The organism is Amycolatopsis thermalba, from assembly GCF_023376025.1.
Classification (GTDB): domain Bacteria; phylum Actinomycetota; class Actinomycetes; order Mycobacteriales; family Pseudonocardiaceae; genus Amycolatopsis_E; species Amycolatopsis_E thermalba.
Genome location: NZ_CP091196.1, coordinates 615,660 through 633,621 on the forward strand (window position 1 = coordinate 615,660; position 17,962 = coordinate 633,621).

Below are 17,962 nucleotides of genomic sequence, written 5' to 3' on the forward strand. Positions count from 1 at the left end.
CGGTGGAAGCGGGCTCTGAGCTGGGGAAACGCTCGGACGCCCGAAGGACGGCCCACCGACAGTCTGCCGTGCGGCAGCACGCTCACCTGCTCGGAAGTGACAGACGGGCCACCTCCGTCGCGCGGAACGCTCCGGAGGTGACCCGCATAGGCCGATCCAGTGACCTGCGTCACGCCACCCGGTTAGAGGTTGGCCTTCGTGAACTGGTACTGCTGTGCCGCCTGTGAACTGAAGTTGTACTTGAGGGTGGCCAGCCCGAACGGCTTCGCCGGGTCGACCTTGAACAGCGTGCTCGACCGCGGCGGGTTGCGGGTGTCGGCCGGGCCGTACTCGTAGTCGCCGGCGAGCCCGTCGAACGACACCGTGCCCAGCTCGCTGGACGCCTTCAGGATGCCGTCGCGGGACAGGTCGCCCAGCTCGACGGCCTTCTCCAGCACCGCCGTCATCGCGCGGGCCTGGTTGTAGCCGAACGCGAAGTAGTAGTCCGGCTCCTGCTGCGGCGCGAACTGGTTCTTCCGGTTGACCATCTCGGTCATGCCCGGCACGGAGTTGTCGCCCCACTCGGTGCCCTCGGCGACGATCGTGACGTACTGCTGCAGGTACGGCGCGATCGCGGACTTGGCGAACGCCGAGGTGTAACTCGGCGACTGCCCGTACCACCTGGGCGCGAACCGGGCCTGCGCCGCGGTGCCCCAGATCTTGGCCGCGTCCGTCGGGGTCGCGGTCAGGAACACCATCTGGCAGCCGGCTCCGGCGAGCGCGCCGATCTGCCCGGCGTAGTTCTCCGTGCCCGCCTTGAAGCGCTGCGTGTTCGCCACGGTGAAGCCGTAGTGCTTCGCGGCGAAGTCGATGCCGGCCTGGCCCGCCTCGCCGTAGACGTCGTCCTGGACCATCGTGCAGATCCGCGAGTCCTTGGTGCCGCCACCCTCGGTGAGGTAGTGGTCCATCGCGTTGATCGACTGCACCTGGTACGGGCCGCCGACCGGCAGCAGGTTCTCCTCACGCACCCACAGCGCGTCCAGCGACGCGGGCGCGGCGAGCATCTTGTCCGCGCGCAGCTGCGGCAGCACGGCCAGCGTCGACGGCGTGCCCAGCAGCTGGGTGAACGCGACGACGTCGCCCTTGACCTTGTTGTACTGCTGCACCGCGACTTCCGGCCGGTACTGGGTGTCCTCCTGGACCAGCTCGACCTTGTACTTGCCGGCGACGCCGCCGCGGGCGTTGAGCGCGTCGAACCAGACCTTGTTGCCCGAGGTCAGCGGCTGTCCGATGACCGCGACGGGCCCGGACAGCGGGGACAGCACGCCGAGCTTGATCGTGGTGCCGTCGAACCCGGTGGTGGCACCCGGGTTGCCGGCCTGCCCGCCACCACCGCCTTCGTCGTCGCCCGCGCCACCGCACGCGGCGAGCACGAGTGTCGCCGCGGCCAGCACCGCCGCGATCCGCGTTCTCTTCATGGACGCCTCCTCGACTGGGTTCTGTTTGATAAGCGGCGGAGCCGCTTGTTGTGGGCCGTGCGCTTGCACCGCCGCGGGTTCTGAGGTGGTTCCTGGCGAGGACAGCGCCGACGTGGTGACCTGGCGGTCATGAGGAGGCGATCCCACAGCCGGGGGCCGCCTCAGGTTCCGCCACCCGCACCGCCACGCAAGTCACTTCGACAACCTCCCTAGTAGGAAAACGGCCAGGCCTTGAAATAGGTCTTGATCCGCAGCCAGATGCCCGCGAGCCCGCGTGGTTCGAGCACCAGGAACAGCACGATCAGCAACCCGAAGATGGCCTGGTTGAGGGCGAACACACTGATGAACCCGGAATCGCCCACGCTCGTCTGGACGCCGGGGATGACGTCGCTGTAGCGGTCGATCAGCGCGGGCAGCGCGCCGACGAACAGCGCCCCGAGCACCGATCCGAAGACCGTGCCCAGGCCACCGACGATGATCACCGCGATGTACTGGATGGACAGCAGCAGGTTCCACTCGTCCGGGCTGACGAACTGCTGGTAGGACCCGAACAACGCGCCGGCCACCGACGCGATCGCGCTGGAGATCATGAACGCGCCGATCTTGTACCGGCCCGCCCGCACGCCGATCACCTCGGCGGCCTGGTCGCGGTCGCGCACCGCCTGCAGCGCGCGGCCGGGACGGGTGCGAACCAGGTTCTTCACCAGCAGCGCGACCAGCCCGACCAGCGCCCAGACCAGCCAGAACCAGCCCTGGTTGCGCGAGTAGCTCTCGCCGAAGATCGACAGGTCGGAGAAGTTCACCGGCCCGATCGCGGCGTCGGCGGTGACCGAGGTGCCGGAGTTGCCGCCGGTGAAGTCGTCGAGGTTGCGCCACAGGTGCTCGCCGACGAACACCAGCCCGAGCGTGACGATCGCCAGGTAGTGCCCGCGCAGCCGCAGCGTGAACGGCCCGATCAGCCCACCCAGCAGGGCCCCGATCCCACCGGCCGCGAGCAGCCACAACGGGAACGGCAGGCCGAAGTCGCCGCCCACCTTGGCCGTCACGTAGGCGCCCGCGCCGATGAAGAACGCGTGCCCCAGCGAGATCTGGCCGCAGTAGCCGGTGAGCAGGTTCAGGCCGATCGCGCCGACCGCGGTGATGCCGGCGTAGATGAGGATGGACAGCCAGAAGTCGTCCTGCACCACCGTGGGCAGCACCAGGAAGGCCGCGATCATCAGCGCCAGCCCGAACTTCGACATCGGCGAGCCGAACAGGCGCAGGTCCTGGGCGTAGTCGCGGACGAGGTTGCGGTGCGGTTTGGGCATCAGATCCTCCGGACGTCCTTGGTTCCCAGCAGGCCGTACGGCCGGATCAGCAGGATCACGATCATCAGCAGGTAGGGCACGATGATCGACACGTTGTCGCCGGCCCAGGAGAACAACTGGTCCTGGTAGCCGCGGGTGAGCGCCTCGGCCAGCCCGATGACGATGCCGCCGAGCACCGCGCCGGCGGGCGAGTCGAGTCCGCCGAGGATCATCGCCGGGAACGCCGCGAGCGCGATGAACCCGATCGACGGGGACAGCCCGCCCGGCCCGGCCGCCATGGTGATGCCGGCGAGCGCGGCCAGCGCCGAGGCGATGGCCCAGGACACCGCGTACACCCGGCGGGCGCTGATCCCCTGCGCCAGCGCCGCTTCCGGGTCGAACGCGGTGGCCCGCATCGCCAGGCCGAGCGAGGTGAAGCGGAAGAACAGGAAGAACCCGACGACCACCGCCGCGGTCAGCCCGATCGTCCACAGGTCCCGCACGCCGAAGACGATCCCGCCGGCTTCGAGGGTTTGGATGTTCCACGGGTTTTCGACCTGGAGGTTGTCGAAGCCCCAGATCGCGGTGATCAGCGGTTCGAGCACGAACAGCAGGCCGATGGTGATCATGATGACCGCGAACGGCGGCTGCCCCACCATGCGCCGCAGCACGATCCGCTCGAACCCGGCGCCGACCAGCGCGGCCGAGGCGCACGCCAGCAGGATCGCCACGCCGAACGCGATCGCGAGGTTGTTGGCGAAGGTGAAGCCGAGGTAGGCGCCGAGCGCGAGCAGCCCGCCCTGCGCGAAGTTGATGACGCCGGTCGACTTGTAGATGACCACGAAGCCGAGCGCGACCAGGGCGTAGGTGGATCCGAGTGCGAGCCCGGCGAAGCAGTTCTGCAGGAATGTCGTCACCGGTACATCGCCTCGATCTCCTCGGCGAAGCGCTGCTCGATCGCGCGCCGCTTGACCTTCTGGGTGGCGGTCAGCTCACCGTCGGTGTGGTCGAGTTCCTTGCCGATCAACGCGAATCGCTTGATCTGCTCGACCTGCGAGAACTCCCGGTTGGTCTCGTCGACCACCTGCTGGATCAGCGCCCGCACCTCGGGTTTGGCCGACAGGTCCGCGTACGTGGTGTACGCGAGGTTGCGCCGGGTCGCCCAGTTGCCGACCGTCTCGGCCTCGACGCCGATCAACGCGGTCAGGTACTTGCGACGGTCGCCGATCACGATCGCCTCGCGCACGAACGGCGAGACCTTGAGCCGGTTCTCGATCTCCGACGGTGAGATGTTCTTGCCGCCCGCGGTGATGATGATGTCCTTCTTGCGGTCGGTGATCCGCAGGAAGCCGTCGTCGTCGATCTCGCCGACGTCGCCGGTGTGCAGCCAGCCGTCCGCGTCGACCGCCGCCGCGGTGGCCTCCGGATTGCGGTAATAGCCCTGGAAGACCCCGGCCGAGCGGGTGAGGATCTCGCCGTCCTCGGCGATCCGCACCTCCACGCCGTCCAGCGGTTTGCCGACCGCGCCGAGCCGCACGTCCCTTTCCGGCGTCAGCGTCGCGAGCGCGGTGTTCTCGGTCTGCCCGTAGCCCTCGCGCACCGGAACCCCGATCGCCCACAGGTATTCCAGCACTTGCGGCGCGATCGGCGCGGCGCCGGACAGCGCGGTGTGGACCCGGACCAGGCCGAGTTTCTCCCGCAGGGCGCGGAAAACGAGGATCTCGCCCAGCCACACGCGGATCCGGTCGGCCGCGGACAGCCGCCCGGCCATCCGGCGCGGCGCGATGCGGCGGCCCTGCTTCAGCCAGAACCGGTAGAGGCCGCGCTTGAGGCGCGAGGCGTCGGCCATCCGGATCTCGGTGCCGGCCAGCATCTTCTCCCACACGCGCGGCACGCCGAGGAACACGGTCGGCTGCACGTCGCGCAGGTCGTTGAGGAACGACGGCCCGCCCTCGCCGAAGTTGACCACCGACCCGGCCCACACCGAGTCGATCACCGAGGTCAGCCGTTCCGCGATGTGGCACAGCGGGAGGTAGGACAGCACCTCGTCGTCCGGGCCGCCGCCGAGCGCGGAGAGGAACGTGCGCCCGGCCGCGACCAGGTTGGCGTGCGAGATCATCGCGCCCTTGGGCGGTCCGGTGGTGCCCGAGGTGTAGACGAGGATCGCGGTCGCCGCCGGATCGAGCCGGGCCACCGCGTCCGCGTAGTCCCGGAGAGCGTTGTCCCGCGGGCGTTCCAGCTGCTCGAACGTCATCAGGTCGGGCAGCGCCTCGACCCGCACGCCCCGCGGGTCCATCACGACCAGGTGCCTCAGCTCGGGCAGCCTGCCGCGCACCGCCAGCGCCTTGTCCAGCTGCTCCTCGTCCTCGGCGATCAGCACCTTCGCGCCGGAGTGCGACAACAGGTACTCGACCTCGGCCTCCGGGGAGGTCGGGTAGACGCCCATGCTGATCGCGCCGATGCCCTGCACGGCCAGGTCGGCGACCACCCACTCCGGCCGGTTCTCGGCGTGGATCGCGACCCGGTCGCCCGGTTCGACGCCCAGCTCCCGCAGGCCGGCGGCGACGTTGGCGACCCGCTCGGCGTACTCGGCCCAGGTCCACTCGCGCCAGCGGCCGCGGTGCTTCTCCCGCATCGCGGTCTTGTCGCCCATCGCGCGGGCGTGTTCCAGCAGGCGCGCGGGCAGGGTCCGCACGTCCGGGGGAGCGGTCAGTGTCGTGCTCATCGCGCACCGCCCAGGTAGGCCTCGATGACGGCGGGGTGGTTCTGGATCTCCGACGGTTTGCCGGTGGCGATCGCGACGCCGAAGTCCAGCGCGAGCACCCGGTCGGCGAGGTCCATGACCAGGCGCATGTCGTGCTCGACGAGGATCATCGCCAGGCCCAGCTCGCGGCGGACCTCGACCAGGTAGCGCGCGGTGTCCTCGGTCTCCTCCAGGTTCATGCCGGCGACCGGCTCGTCGAGCAGCAGCAGCGACGGCTCCATCGCCAGCGCCCGCCCCAGTTCGGCGCGTTTCGCCACGCCGTAGGGGAGCAGCCCGGCCGGCATCCGGCGGTACGGCTCGAGTTCGAGCAGCTCCACGATCTCCTCGACGGCCGCGCGGTGCCGGACCTCCTCGCGCTTGGCCCGGCCCCACCAGAGCATCCCGGTGCCGAAGCCGGTGCGCATGAGGTGGTGGCGGCCGAGCATCAGGTTCTCGATGAGCGTGAGGTGCTCGAACAGGCCGAGGTTCTGGAAGGTGCGGGCCACGCCCATCGCGGCGATCGCGGCGGGGTGGCGGCCCACCAGCTTCTCGCCGTCGAGCGTGATCGAGCCCTCCTGCGGGCGGTAGACCCCGTTGAGGCAGTTGAAGATCGACGTCTTGCCGGCGCCGTTCGGGCCGATCACGGCGAACAACTCGCCGCGGCCGACCTCGAAGCTGACGCCGTCCAGCGCCGTGACCCCGCCGAACCGCAGCGTCAGGTCGCGGACCTCGAGGATCGGGCGATCGGTATCGGCTTCGTCCTCCCGGGCGGGTGCGGGGTCGCTGGTGGTCACGCGCTCCATCGCTTCTTCCTCCGGTAGCTCTTGACTTCGGCGAAGCTGCGCCGCTCCTCGTGCTGGGCGGCGCCGAGGTAGAACTCGCGGATGTCCTCGTCGGCGAGGAGGTCGGCGGCGGGGCCGTCCTTCACGACCTTCCCGGTCTCCATCACGTAGCCGAACCCGGCGATCGACAGCGCCATCACGGCGTTCTGCTCGACCAGCAGGACGCTGGTGCCCTGGCCGTTGATCTCGACGATGATGTCCCGCACCTGCTCGACCAGCTTGGGCGCGAGACCGAGCGACGGCTCGTCGAGCAGCAGGAGCTTCGGCGAGGCCATCAACGCGCGGCCGATCGCGAGCATCTGCTGCTCGCCGCCGGAGAGGTAACCGGCGATCGAGCGGCGGCGGTCGGCGAGCACGGGGAACAGGTCCATCACCCGGGCGTAGGACTCGCGGACCTCGGTGCGGGAGCGGCGGGTGTAGGCGCCGGTGCGCAGGTTCTCGTCGACGGTGATCTCGGCGAAGATCCGCCTGCCCTCCATCACCTGCGCGATGCCCTTGCGCACCACGTCGGCCGGGTCGGCGCCGGTGATGTCCTCGTCGCGGAAGCGGACCGTGCCCTTGGTGATCTTGCCGCGGTGCGGCACGAGCAGGCCGGTGATCGCCCGCAGCAGGGTCGTCTTGCCCGCGCCGTTCGCGCCCAGCAACGTGACGATCGCGCCGTCGGGGACCTCCAGGCTGAGCCCCCGCAGGACGAGCACCACGTCGTCGTACACCACTTCGAGGTTGTTCACCGACAACACGGGTGGTGACAAGGCGTGCCCTCCGTTCCTCGTCGAACCGGGCAAAACGTACGCAATGTGGGTGATTGAGATCACATTGAATACGGAAGGTGGCTGGCGGTCACCAGTGGCGGCCAATGCGGAGCCGAACTGTGACCTGAAGGCGGCTGGCAGAATGGCCCGGGTGGAGCAAACGACCGTGCGTGAAACCGTCCGGCGCCTCTGGTCCGACGAGGTGCTGCCGAGCCTGAGCGGCCTGGTGGAGATCCCCGCCCTGTCGCAGGCGTTCGACCCCGACTGGGCCGCCAACGGGCACCTCGCCGCCGCGGTGCGGCACGTGCAGAACTGGATCACCGGGCGCGGGCTGCCCGGCGCGACGATCGACGTGGTGCAGGTGGACGGCCGCAGCCCGGTGCTGCTGGTCGACGTCCCGGCGACGCCCGGCGCGGAGGACCGCGGCACGGTTCTGCTCTACGGCCACCTCGACAAGCAGCCCCCGGTCGGCGGCTGGGCCGAGGGGCTGGGCCCGTGGACTCCGGTGGTGCGCGACGGCAGGCTGTACGGCCGCGGCTCGGCGGACGACGGGTACGCCGGCTACGCGGCGACGGCCGCGCTGGAGGCCGTACACGCGGCCGGCGGCGCGCACGCGCGTTCGGTGATCCTGCTGGAGACCGGCGAGGAGTCGGGCAGCCCCGACCTGCCGGTGTACCTGGAGCACCTGTCGGAGCGGCTGGGGCGCGTGACGTTCGTGGTGTGCCTGGACTCCGGCGGCAACGACTACGAGCGGCTGTGGCTGACCACGAGCCTGCGCGGGCTGGCGCAGGTGCACGTGACGGTGCGGGTGCTGGAGGCGGCGGCGCACTCCGGGCTGGCGAGCGGGGTGGTGCCCAGCTCGTTCCGGGTGCTGCGGCAGCTGCTGGACCGCATCGAGGACTCGGCGACGGGCGAGATCAAGCTGGCCGAGCTGAACGTGGCGATTCCGGAGAACCGCCGCGCGGAGGCGGCCGCGACGGTCGCGGTGGCGCCGGGCGCGATCAGCGGTTCGTTCCCGCTGCTGCCCGGGATGCGCCCGGTGTCCGACGACGAGCTGGAGCTGCTGCTGAACCAGTCGTGGCGGCCCACGCTGTCGGTGATCGGCGCCGCGGGCCTGCCCGAACCGGCGAACGCGGGCAACGTCCTGCGCGACCACACGACGCTGGCGCTGAGCTTCCGCCTCCCGCCGACGGCCGATTCCGCGGCGGCGCTGAACGCGATCGAGAAGGCGCTGACCACGGACGTGCCCTACGACGCGGTGGTGGAGCTGTCCGGAGTGGAGGCCGCGGACGGCTGGAACGCGCCGGACGCGTCGCCGTGGCTCGCTTCCGCTCTGGAGCAGGTGAGCGACGAGGTCTTCGGCGCCCCGTGGCGCAGCGTCGGGCTCGGCGGGTCGATCCCGTTCATGGGCCTGCTGGGCGAGAAGTACCCGGAGGCGCAGTTCCTGGTCACCGGAGCGCTGGGCCCCGACTCGAACGCCCACGTCCCGAACGAGTGGCTGCACCTGGCCCAGGCGCAGCGGCTCACGGAGGCGGTGGCGCACATGCTGGACGCCCACGCCCGCGGCTGACCACGACCACCAGCCACACCAGCCCGCCGAGGAACACCGTGACCCCGGCGCCGATCACCAGCAGCGACGCCCGCTGGTCCGGCGCCGGGAGCCGCCCACCCGACAGCCCCGCGTCGACGAAGGCGCTGGTGGGCACGAGGGTCTCCCCGTTGACGGCCACCACCCTGGCCCGGACGTCGGACACCGGGATCGCGCCGCCGTTCGGTCCGGAGAGGTGCATGCGCGAGTCGGCGGAGTTGTTCCGCCAGTCCCCCAGGACGAACACGCTGCCGGCCGGCACCTGCGCGGTGAAGCGGTAGGTGGGTCCGTCGCGCAGCAGGTACTCCTCCTCGACGGGCACCCCGTTCACCAGCAGCCGCTCCGACTCGTCACAACAGACCACCACGTCCCCGCCGAGGCCGACCACCCGCTTCACGAACAGCCGCGGGACCTCCCACGACGCGCCGTTGAACACGATGAGGTCGCCGTGGCGGACATCGCCGTCGGCGTCCACGAGGGTGAGCTGGTCGCCCTGCCGCAGCGTCGGTTCCATCGACGAAGCGGGAAGCTCGACGCTGTCGTAGCGGAGCATCGACCACAGGCCGGCCACGGCTGCCGTCACGAGGCCGAGGCTCATCACGGTGCCCGGCAGCCACCAATGGTTCTTCACGACCGGAGATCGCCCCGGCTGCCGCGATCGTTTCCCGATCCACGCGTGCTTCCAGACACGCAGGGTCACCCGTGTGTTACCAATTGGTTACCGGGTAGACCCGAAATGCGGCCGTAACCACTCGATGCTGTGCGTGACGAGCTCCAAGTGGCAGGATGCGTGCACTCGATAAGTATGACCTACTAGGAGTAAACCGTGTCGCGTCGATCGTTACGCAATGCGCTTGTTCTGTCGGCCACGCTCGCCATCGCGGCGACCGCCACGGCCTGCGCGCAGGAGGTCAACACCGGCGGCGACACCCAGGCCGGCGGGGAGATCAGCCTCAAGGAGACCGGCTTCCTGACCACCTGCACGCACCTGCCCTACGCCCCGTTCCAGTTCACCGAGGGTGACAAGACCGTCGGGTTCGACGTCGACCTCGTGAATCTGGTCGCGGAGAACCTCGGCGTGCAGCAGAAGATCTTCGACACCCCGTTCGAGGGCATCGAGTCGGGCGAGTCGCTCAACACCGGCCAGTGCGACGTGGCCGCCGCCGCGATGACGATCACCCCGGAGCGGCAGGCCGTGATGGACTTCTCGGTCGGCTACTTCGACGCCAACCAGGCGCTGCTGGTCAAGAAGGGCTCCGGCATCGACAGCCTGGAGAAGCTGCGCGGCAAGAAGCTCGGCGTCCAGCTGGGCACCACCGGTGAGGACTACGCCGAGGCGAACAAGGCCCAGTACGGCTACGAGATCGTCCAGTTCGAGGACCTCGCCCTGGAGCAGACCGCCGTCAAGACCGGCCAGATCGACGCGGGCATCAACGACAACTCGGTGCACTACGAGTTCCTCAAGACCAACCCGGACGTCGAGGTGACCGCCGAGTTCAAGACCGGCGACCAGTACGGCGTCGCGGTGCGCAAGGGCAACGGCGCGCTGCTGGCGAAGGTCAACGAGGTCATCACCGCCGCCAAGGCGGACGGTCGCTACGACGCCATCTACCAGAAGTGGTTCAACAGGCTGCCGGAAAGCAAGTAACCGGACGCCACTTCTGCGAGGAGTTCCACCGTGGCGATGTCTCGCCGTAAACGCGCCCAGCTCTTCCGGGGCGCGCAGTACGCGCTGCTGGTGATCGTCATCCTCATCGCGGCCTTCGTGGCCGACTGGGGCGAGATCCAGCGCGCGTTCTTCAACGTCGACGCGGCCCGCGCGCAGTTCCCCGGCGTCATCACGACGGCGCTGGTCAACACCGTCGTCTACACGGCGCTGGGGTTCGCGTTCGGGCTGGCCGTCGGTCTCGTGCTGGCGCTGATGAAGCTGTCGCCGGTCGGGCCGTACCGCTGGATCGCGACCGTCTACATCGAGTTCTTCCGCGGTGTGCCGGCGCTGCTGGTGTTCATCACCCTCGGCTTCGGCGCACCGCTCGCGTTCGGGCTGAAGTTCGACATCTACTCCACCGTCATGCTGTCGCTGGGCCTGGTCGGCTCCGCCTACATCGCGGAGACGATCCGGGCGGGCATCCAGGCGGTGCCCGCCGGTCAGCGGGAGGCGGCGCGGTCGCTGGGCATGTCCCAGGCGCGGGCGATGATCTCGATCGTCATCCCGCAGGCGTTCCGCATCATCCTGCCGCCGCTGACCAACGAGCTGATCCTGCTCACCAAGGACTCGTCGCTGATCTACCTGCTCGGCCTGGCCCGCGACGAGTACGAGCTGACGAAGTTCGGCCGCGAGGGCCTGAACGCGACCGGGTCGCTGACGCCGATCCTGCTCGCCGGGCTGTGCTACCTGATCATCACCATCCCGCTGGGCTACCTGTCCCGGTACCTGGAGCGGCGCACCGGGCGCAAGAGCGAACGCGGACTGGAGGTCGAGGCGTGACCGGCGACGTGATCGTCCAGGTGAGCGGGCTGCACAAGGCGTTCGGCAGGCTGTCGGTGCTCAAGGGCATCGACCTGGAGGTGCGGCGCGGGCAGGTCGTCTGCATCATCGGGCCGTCCGGGTCGGGCAAGTCGACGCTGCTGCGCTGCGTGAACCTGCTGGAGGAGCCCAACGAGGGCACGGTCGTGGTGAACGGGTTCGAGATCACCGACCCGGACATCGACATCGACCGCGCGCGGCGGGGCATCGGCATGGTGTTCCAGTCGTTCAACCTGTTCAGCCACCTGCCGGTGCTGGACAACCTGACCATCGCGCAGCGCAAGGTCCTCAAGCGGGACAAGGCCGAGGCCGAGAAGATCGCGCTGGAGAACCTGCGCAAGGTCGGGCTGACCGGCAAGGAGCGCTCGCTGCCCGCGCAGCTGTCCGGTGGCCAGCAGCAGCGCGTGGCGATCGCGCGGGCGCTGTCGATGGACCCGGACGTGATGCTGTTCGACGAGCCCACGTCCGCCCTGGACCCGGAACTGGTCGGCGACGTGCTCGCCGTGATGCGCCAGCTGGCCCGCGACGGCATGACGATGCTCGTGGTCACCCACGAGATGCAGTTCGCGCGCGAGGTGGCGGACACGGTGCTGTTCATGGACGGCGGCGTGGTCGTCGAGCAGGGCCCACCGGCCCAGGTGATCGGCGACCCGCAGCACGAGCGGACGCAGACGTTCCTGTCGCGCGTGCTGAACCCCACCCACATCGACGAGTAGTAGCGCGGGACCCCCCTCGTCCGCGACGATCGCCCAAGCCAGCGGCGATCGTCGCGGGAGGAGGCACGGATGCTCGCCCTTCCTGCCGGTCGTTTCCGCGCCAGGCCCCGCCGCACCGCCTTGGCAGACCCTGAGCCGCCCGGATCGAGCGGGCAAGCGGACCCAGCGGCGACCGCGGTCGGCGCCGGAGTTGCCGCTGCGTCCATCCAGGTGGCGATAGGCTTCTAGCGCACCGGCCCGGGAACCCGCGGCGTCGCCTGTTCGTCGGAGCTCTGTGGGCAGGCGGGTGAAGGAGGGGGAGTCACGGATGCCGGTAGGCCAGCCGGGGCAGGTGGAGCGGGAGCTGCCGCCCCTGGATCCCTTCCGCGGGGTGCCGGACCGGCGCTACCACCTCGCCGCGGACGAGCTGCTCAAACCGTTGCTGGAGCCCGGCAGCGGCGGGCTGCTGCGCTGGCGCAAGCAGACCAGCAACGCCCCGATCGTCGCCGTGGAAAACGCTTACATCACCGGCCGGCTGGATCTGCGCGGGGCGGACCTGGACTGCCTGTTCCGCTTCGAGAACTGCCGGTTCGAGTATCCGCCGGACGTGCGCGAGGCCAAGATCCTCGGGCTGGTCTTCCGGCGCTGCTGGCTGCCCGGCCTCAAGGCCCGAAACCTGCGCAGCCGCAACGACGTCCGCCTCATCCGCTGCGTCGTGCAGGTCCTGCCGGGCAGCGACGACGGCGAAACCGCCGTGCAGCGCGGTGACACCCGCGAGCGCGGCGTGCCGGACGCCGCCATCAACCTGACCGACGCCGTCGTCGAAGGGTCGGTCGTCCTGACCCGCACCGCGGTGGACTACCCGCAGGGCCGCGCGATCCAGGCCGACCGGCTGATCATCGCGGGCGCGCTGCTGGCCTACCGGATGCAGGCCGAGGGCGAGGTCCGCCTCCCCGGCATGCGCACCGGCGGCAACGTGAACTTCTCCGGCGCCAAGCTGCGCAACCCGGACGGCTTCGCGCTCGACGGGAACGGCGCGCACATCGGTGGCAGCCTGCTGTGCGAGGTGGACAATTACGGCGCCGCCAGCACGCGCCAGCCGTTCTCCGCGCACGGGGTGCTGCACCTGCCCAGCATGCGCGTCAACGGCGACATCGTGCTGCGCGCCGCGGAGCTGGTCAGTGAGCAGCAGGGCCGGATCGTGGTGGAGGCGTGGAAGTCCAGCGACCCCTACGTCGATCCGTGGCCGGCGCTGGTCGGCGACCGGTGGCAGGTGGACGGCAACGTCGAGCTGTCCGACGGGTTGTCCGCGGTCGGCACGCTGCGCATGATCAACGCGAAGATCGGCGGCACGCTGCGCCTGGCCCGCGCCCGCATCACCGTGCCGCGCGGTTCGGTCGAGCCGTACTACGACCGCGCGCTGCACCTGGACGGCTCGCAGATCAGCAGTGACCTCGAGGCGACCGGCCTGGAGATCCCGTCCGGCCAGCTGCGGATGGCCGACGTGACGGTCCGCGGCAACCTGCTCGCCGGGCGGGTGCACCTGCGGCACGCGGACCGCGACGTGCTGTCCGCCCGCCGCATGACGGTGGCCGGCAACTTCCACCTGCACGAGGCGACCATCGAGGGCACGCTGCGGCTGCAGGGCATCGAGGTCGGCGGCAGCGTCTACCTCTACGGCACCGACGTCACCGAACCGGCGGTGCGCAACCGGACCAGCTTCTCGGTGGACCTGCGCACGGTGCGGGTCGGCCGCGACATCACCCTCACCAACGCCGGGGAGCAGCCGTTCCACGCCGAGGGTGGCGTGAACATGGACGGCGCCACCGCGGGCCGCCGCATCGACTTCACCGGCGCGGTGCTGGGTTCGTACAACAAGCACGCGATCGCGCTGGACGCCAGTGACGTGGGCGCGGACGAGTTCCTGCTCAACTTCGCCGCGCCGGCGACCGGCAGCATCGTGCTGCGGCACGCGCACTGCCAGACGCTGGAGGACAACGAGAACTTCTGGCGGGCCGAGGGCGGCATCGAGCTCGAGGACTTCCGGTACGACGTGCTCAAGCGCCCGATCGACATGAAGGACGACGCCGCGGTGCGGGACCGCATCGAGCGGCTGCGCACCGCGATGGCCGGCTACCGGCCGGGACCGTACGACCAGCTCGCCGCGATGCTGCGCAACAGCGGCAACGAGGAGCACGCGTCGACGGTGCTGTTCAAGAAGCAGCAGTACCGGTACGAGGCGCTGGCCCAGGGCTATCGGGTGCTCGGGCCGGGGGTGCGGTTGTGGAGCTGGTTGCAGCGGTGGATGGTCGGTTACGGCTACCGGCCGGTGCGGGCGCTGGCGTGGCTGATCGCGTTGCTGGCGGCGGGCAGCATCTACTTCGGCACGGGCACGGACTCGTGTGTGAACGATCCGGTGCGGTACATGGTGAGCGGTCCGCGCTGCGCCGTCGACCAGCAGGAGACCGGCCTGGAGTGGAACCCGGTGCTCTACACGCTGGATCTGCTGGTGCCGATCGTCGATTTCGGCAACAAGGGCCGCTGGTACATGCACGACCTGGACAAGTGGGTCTCGAACGGTTTCACGGCGATGGGCTGGATCCTGGCGACCACGGTCGCCGCCGGAGCCGGCCGAATGATCCGCCGAGAAACCTGACAACCACACCATCAGGTGAATTTTGGGAACAAACGCAGCGCGCGGCAGGTGGCTGAGCAGGCAGGCGGCTCGCGCGGGGGGCCCAGGGGGGCGAAGCCCTCCCTGGCGGGGGTTTGGGGGTCCGACCCCCAATGCAATGGCGAGCAGCCCCGGCGAGCCGCGAAGCGCGAGCAGGGGTCTGCCAGCTGGCGGGGGTTTGGGGGTCCGACCCCCAATGCAATGGCGAGCAGCCCCGGCGAGCCGCGAAGCGCGAGCAGGGGTCTGCCAGCTGCGAGCGGACGACGGGATTCGAACCCGCGACCCTCACCTTGGCAAGGTGATGCGCTACCAGCTGCGCTACGTCCGCGTGCCCCGGTTCACCGGGACGTCGCACAGTCTATACGGGTGCGGTTCGCCGGGTTGACGGGGTGGCCATCTTGGGGTGATCTTGGGCCCGGGAGGTGTGTGTCGCCCTGTCGGAGGGAACCTGGTCACTCCGGGAGTACAAGGGGTGACGGCGAGCGTTTCGCTCCGTATGGTGTCTCCATTCAACCGAACGGGTTAGTCCCGCGGGGGAGGAGGTGGCTGGCCGCATGACGGACGACGCGGCGGTGCCGGAACAGCGCACGGCATCGGAGGACGAGCAGGCTCTGTTGAGCAGGCTCCGCTCCGGTGAGGATGCCGCGTTCCGCGAGCTGTTCGAGCTGCACGCTTCCGCCGTCCGCAGGCTGGCCCGGAGCCTGGCCGCCGATTCGTCCGAGGCGGAGGACATCACGGCCGAGACGTTCTTCCGCGTGTTGCAGGCGTTGCGCCGCGGGAACGGCCCGAGGGAGCACATCCGCGCGTACCTGCTGACGGTGGCGCGCCGGGTGTCGTGGGAGTGGCACGGCGCGCGCCGCGATGTGCCGGTCACCGATGACGAGCTGACCCACCGCGCGGGGGCGGGTGCCGACGCGCACGCGCGCACCGCGGAGCACAGCCTGATCACCACGGCGTTCACGAGTCTGCCGGAGCGGTGGCGGACGGTGTTGTGGCAGACCGAGGTGGAGGGTGAGCAGCCGGCGGTGGTGGCGCCGCACTTCGGGTTGAGCGCGAACGCGACGGCGGCGCTGGCGCGGCGGGCCCGGCAGGGTCTGCGTGCGGCCTACCTGCAGGCGCACCTGGCGATGAACCGGATTTCCGACGTCAGCTGCCGCGGGGTGATCGAGAAGCTCGGCGGCTACACCGCGGGCAGTGTGACGGGTGCGGAGGCGCGGCGGATCCGCGGTCACCTGCTGGGGTGCGCGTCGTGCCGGGCGATGCACGCCGAGTTGCGGGACGTGTGTTCGTCGCTGCGGGCGCACGCCGGTGCGGTGGCGATGCTGGTGCCGGCCACGGCGGCCGTCGCGGGCGCCGCGGCGGGTGGTGGCGCGACGTCCGGGGTGCTGACCACGGTGAAGACGATGCTGGTGTCGAAGCTGAAGATCGGCGTCGCGCTGGCTTCGACGACGGCCGCGGGTGTGGTGGGGTTCGCGGTCGGGCCGGCGATGGTCGACGAGTCGCAGCCGATCGGCCTGCCCGAGCAGGGCGGGGTCGAGTTGCGGATCGCCGAGCCGGAGTCGCGGCTGAGCCCGCCGCCGCAGGTGCTGATCGCGCCGGACGAGGTCACGCTGCCCTATCCGGGCGCACCGGTGACGCACACGGTCGTGGACCAGCCGCGGTCCGAGACGCCGGTCGAGCAGACGAGGGCCGTCGAGCCGCCGGCGCGGCAACAGCCGGGCACGGCGGACGGGACGGGCGCGGTCGGCGGCCGGTCGGATGCGGTCGAGCCGACCGGGTCGTCGTCGACCGGCAGCGCGCGGGACGACCTGCCGACCACGGACGGGACCCCGCTGTCGAGCGACGATTCGCCGACCCGGGACAAGCCGGGCAAGGGCTGGGGCCGGGACAAGGACAAGCCGACGCAGGCGGAGTCGCACGGGCCGCCGTCGTGGTCGTCCCCGTGGTGGCTGTGGGGGTCCGACCGGGATCGGGAGCCCTCCGGCCAGGGGTCATCCAAGTAGTCGATCTCCGTCCGCGTCTCGCGCGGCGGCCCGCGACCACGCTACGGTTGGGCGGGCGTACGACCGTAGCGGGAGGCAGCGAACATGAACCGCGTGGTGCGGGGAGGCGACGGCCGCGAGTGGGTCGTCCGGGCGCAGATGGAATGGCGCCGCCCGGCAACCGCCGAGGACTTCGAGCGCGACATCTCCGGCAGCTACACCTCGGGCATCGCGATGCTCGCCGTGTGCGTTCTGCTGGCCGTCATCCTCGTCGCCTGGCTGCCCGACTCCGTGGTGGTGCCGCCGTGGGTGATCTACGGCCTGCTGCTGATCGCGGTGTTCTTCCCGCTGCGGTGGGTGCTGAACCGGCCGTGGACGGTCGTCGCGGAGACCGACGGCGGCGTCACCGGCGACCCGCCGCCGGAGCGCTGGGTCGGGATCATCTCCGGCATGTTCCGCGTGCGCAGTGAGCTGACCAGGCTCGCGAAGACCATCCAGCGGGAGGCGGGCCCGGACTTCGAGGGCCCGCTGCGGCCGATGGAGTAGCGATGCCGGAGTTGCCCGAGGTCGAAGCGCTGGCCTACCACCTGCGGGAGCACGCGGTGGGGCGGCTGGTCAGCCGCGTCGACGTGGCGTCGCTGGCCGTGCTGAAGACGTTCGACCCGCCCTACACCGACCTGCACGGGCGCGAGGTGACCGGGGCCGGCCGCTTCGGCAAGCACCTCGACCTGGACTGCGACGGCCTGCACCTGGTGGTGCACCTGGCCCGCGCGGGCTGGCTGCGCTGGGCGGACAACCTCTCGCCGACGCCGCCGAAACCGGGCAAGGGCCCGATCGCGCTGCGGGTCCACTTCGGAGACCGCGGCTTCGACCTCACCGAAGCCGGCACGAAGAAGGGTCTGGCCGTGTGGGTGGTCCGGGACCTGCGGGAGGTGCCCAGCATCGCGCGGCTGGGCCCGGACGCGTTGTCGCTGCACCGGGACTCGCTGGCCGAGCTGCTGGCGGGCCGGACCGAGCGGCTCAAGTGGGTGCTGACGGACCAGTCGGTGATCGCCGGGATCGGCAACGCCTACTCGGACGAGATCCTGCACGCCGCGCGGCTGTCCCCGTTCGCGACCGCGGGCAAGCTGTCCGACGACGCGCTGGACCGGCTGGCCGCGGCGGTGCACGAGATCCTGACCAGCGCCGTGGAGCGCTCGGTGGGCCAGGACGCGGCCCGCCTCAAGGGCGAGAAGCGGTCCGGCCTGCGGGTGCACGCCCGGACCGGCCTGCCGTGCCCGGTGTGCGGGGACACGGTGCGTGAGGTGTCGTTCGCCGACAAGTCTTTCCAGTACTGCCCCACCTGCCAGACGGGTGGCAAGCCGCTGGCGGATCGTCGCCTGTCGCGCCTGCTCAAGTAGCGTGTCACCCCGCAGG

15 protein-coding genes and 1 tRNA gene are annotated in these 17,962 nt (G+C 70.5%); 8 read left to right on the top strand and 8 right to left on the bottom strand.

The window, feature by feature from the left end:
* Positions 1-182 precede the first annotated feature (182 nt).
* From L1857_RS03085 to L1857_RS03110, 6 genes are all read right to left on the bottom strand, one after another.
* Positions 183-1,457: an ABC transporter substrate-binding protein gene (locus L1857_RS03085; protein WP_116109763.1), complete on the bottom strand. Its 1,275-nt coding sequence runs from the start codon at positions 1,455-1,457 to the stop codon at positions 183-185.
* A 209-nt stretch (positions 1,458-1,666) separates the two neighbouring features.
* A complete protein-coding gene (locus L1857_RS03090) occupies positions 1,667-2,764 on the bottom strand; it encodes a branched-chain amino acid ABC transporter permease (protein WP_249464410.1) in 1,098 nt (365 codons plus the stop codon).
* On the bottom strand, positions 2,764-3,660 hold the full coding sequence (locus L1857_RS03095) for a branched-chain amino acid ABC transporter permease (RefSeq protein WP_116109765.1): 897 nt from the start codon (positions 3,658-3,660) through the stop codon (positions 2,764-2,766). The genes L1857_RS03090 and L1857_RS03095 overlap by 1 nt, the downstream gene beginning before the upstream one ends.
* Entirely contained in the window at positions 3,657-5,468 is a 1,812-nt protein-coding gene (locus L1857_RS03100) for an AMP-dependent synthetase/ligase (protein ID WP_249464413.1), read from the bottom strand. The genes L1857_RS03095 and L1857_RS03100 overlap by 4 nt, the downstream gene beginning before the upstream one ends.
* Positions 5,465-6,289, bottom strand: a complete 825-nt coding sequence (locus tag L1857_RS03105) for an ABC transporter ATP-binding protein (protein ID WP_116109767.1) — start codon at positions 6,287-6,289, stop codon at positions 5,465-5,467. The genes L1857_RS03100 and L1857_RS03105 overlap by 4 nt, the downstream gene beginning before the upstream one ends.
* Positions 6,277-7,068, bottom strand: a complete 792-nt coding sequence (locus tag L1857_RS03110) for an ABC transporter ATP-binding protein (protein ID WP_094003467.1) — start codon at positions 7,066-7,068, stop codon at positions 6,277-6,279. The genes L1857_RS03105 and L1857_RS03110 overlap by 13 nt, the downstream gene beginning before the upstream one ends.
* Before the next feature lie 154 nt (positions 7,069-7,222).
* Here L1857_RS03110 and L1857_RS03115 point away from each other — a divergent pair, with 154 nt between their 5' ends.
* Positions 7,223-8,650, top strand: a complete 1,428-nt coding sequence (locus tag L1857_RS03115; protein WP_116109768.1) for a M20/M25/M40 family metallo-hydrolase — start codon at positions 7,223-7,225, stop codon at positions 8,648-8,650.
* Here L1857_RS03115 and lepB read toward each other — a convergent pair.
* A complete protein-coding gene (lepB, locus tag L1857_RS03120; protein WP_116109769.1) occupies positions 8,604-9,299 on the bottom strand; it encodes a signal peptidase I in 696 nt (231 codons plus the stop codon). The two genes, L1857_RS03115 and lepB, sit on opposite strands and share 47 nt — an antisense overlap.
* A 195-nt stretch (positions 9,300-9,494) precedes the next feature.
* Between lepB and L1857_RS03125 the strand changes: the two genes are divergently transcribed.
* The 4 genes from L1857_RS03125 (at position 9,495) to L1857_RS03140 (ending at position 14,546) form a co-directional block, all read left to right on the top strand.
* Positions 9,495-10,316, top strand: coding sequence for a basic amino acid ABC transporter substrate-binding protein (locus L1857_RS03125; RefSeq protein ID WP_094003470.1), 822 nt, complete (start codon positions 9,495-9,497; stop codon positions 10,314-10,316).
* Positions 10,317-10,346: 30 nt separating this feature from the next.
* Entirely contained in the window at positions 10,347-11,156 is an 810-nt protein-coding gene (locus L1857_RS03130) for an amino acid ABC transporter permease (RefSeq protein WP_116109770.1), read from the top strand.
* Positions 11,153-11,911 carry an amino acid ABC transporter ATP-binding protein gene (locus tag L1857_RS03135; protein ID WP_094003472.1) on the top strand — a complete coding sequence of 253 codons (759 nt, stop codon included), beginning with the start codon at positions 11,153-11,155 and terminating at the stop codon, positions 11,909-11,911. Before L1857_RS03130 ends, L1857_RS03135 begins: the two co-directional genes overlap by 4 nt.
* Positions 11,912-12,218: 307 nt before the next feature.
* Complete coding sequence (locus L1857_RS03140; RefSeq protein WP_240323087.1) at positions 12,219-14,546, top strand: translocation/assembly module TamB domain-containing protein; 2,328 nt, start codon at positions 12,219-12,221, stop codon at positions 14,544-14,546.
* A gap of 273 nt (positions 14,547-14,819) precedes the next feature.
* Here L1857_RS03140 and L1857_RS03145 read toward each other — a convergent pair.
* Positions 14,820-14,892 (bottom strand) — tRNA-Gly (locus L1857_RS03145).
* A gap of 226 nt (positions 14,893-15,118) precedes the next feature.
* Here L1857_RS03145 and L1857_RS03150 point away from each other — a divergent pair.
* From L1857_RS03150 to L1857_RS03160, 3 genes are all read left to right on the top strand, one after another.
* The gene (locus L1857_RS03150; RefSeq protein WP_094003473.1) at positions 15,119-16,567 is read left to right on the top strand and encodes a sigma-70 family RNA polymerase sigma factor; all 1,449 of its coding nucleotides are present in this window, start codon (positions 15,119-15,121) and stop codon (positions 16,565-16,567) included.
* 84 nt (positions 16,568-16,651) lie between these two features.
* A complete protein-coding gene (locus L1857_RS03155) occupies positions 16,652-17,092 on the top strand; it encodes a DUF983 domain-containing protein (protein WP_094003474.1) in 441 nt (146 codons plus the stop codon).
* A gap of 2 nt (positions 17,093-17,094) precedes the next feature.
* A complete protein-coding gene (locus L1857_RS03160; protein WP_094003475.1) occupies positions 17,095-17,946 on the top strand; it encodes an Fpg/Nei family DNA glycosylase in 852 nt (283 codons plus the stop codon).
* The last annotated feature ends 16 nt before the right edge of the window (positions 17,947-17,962 follow it).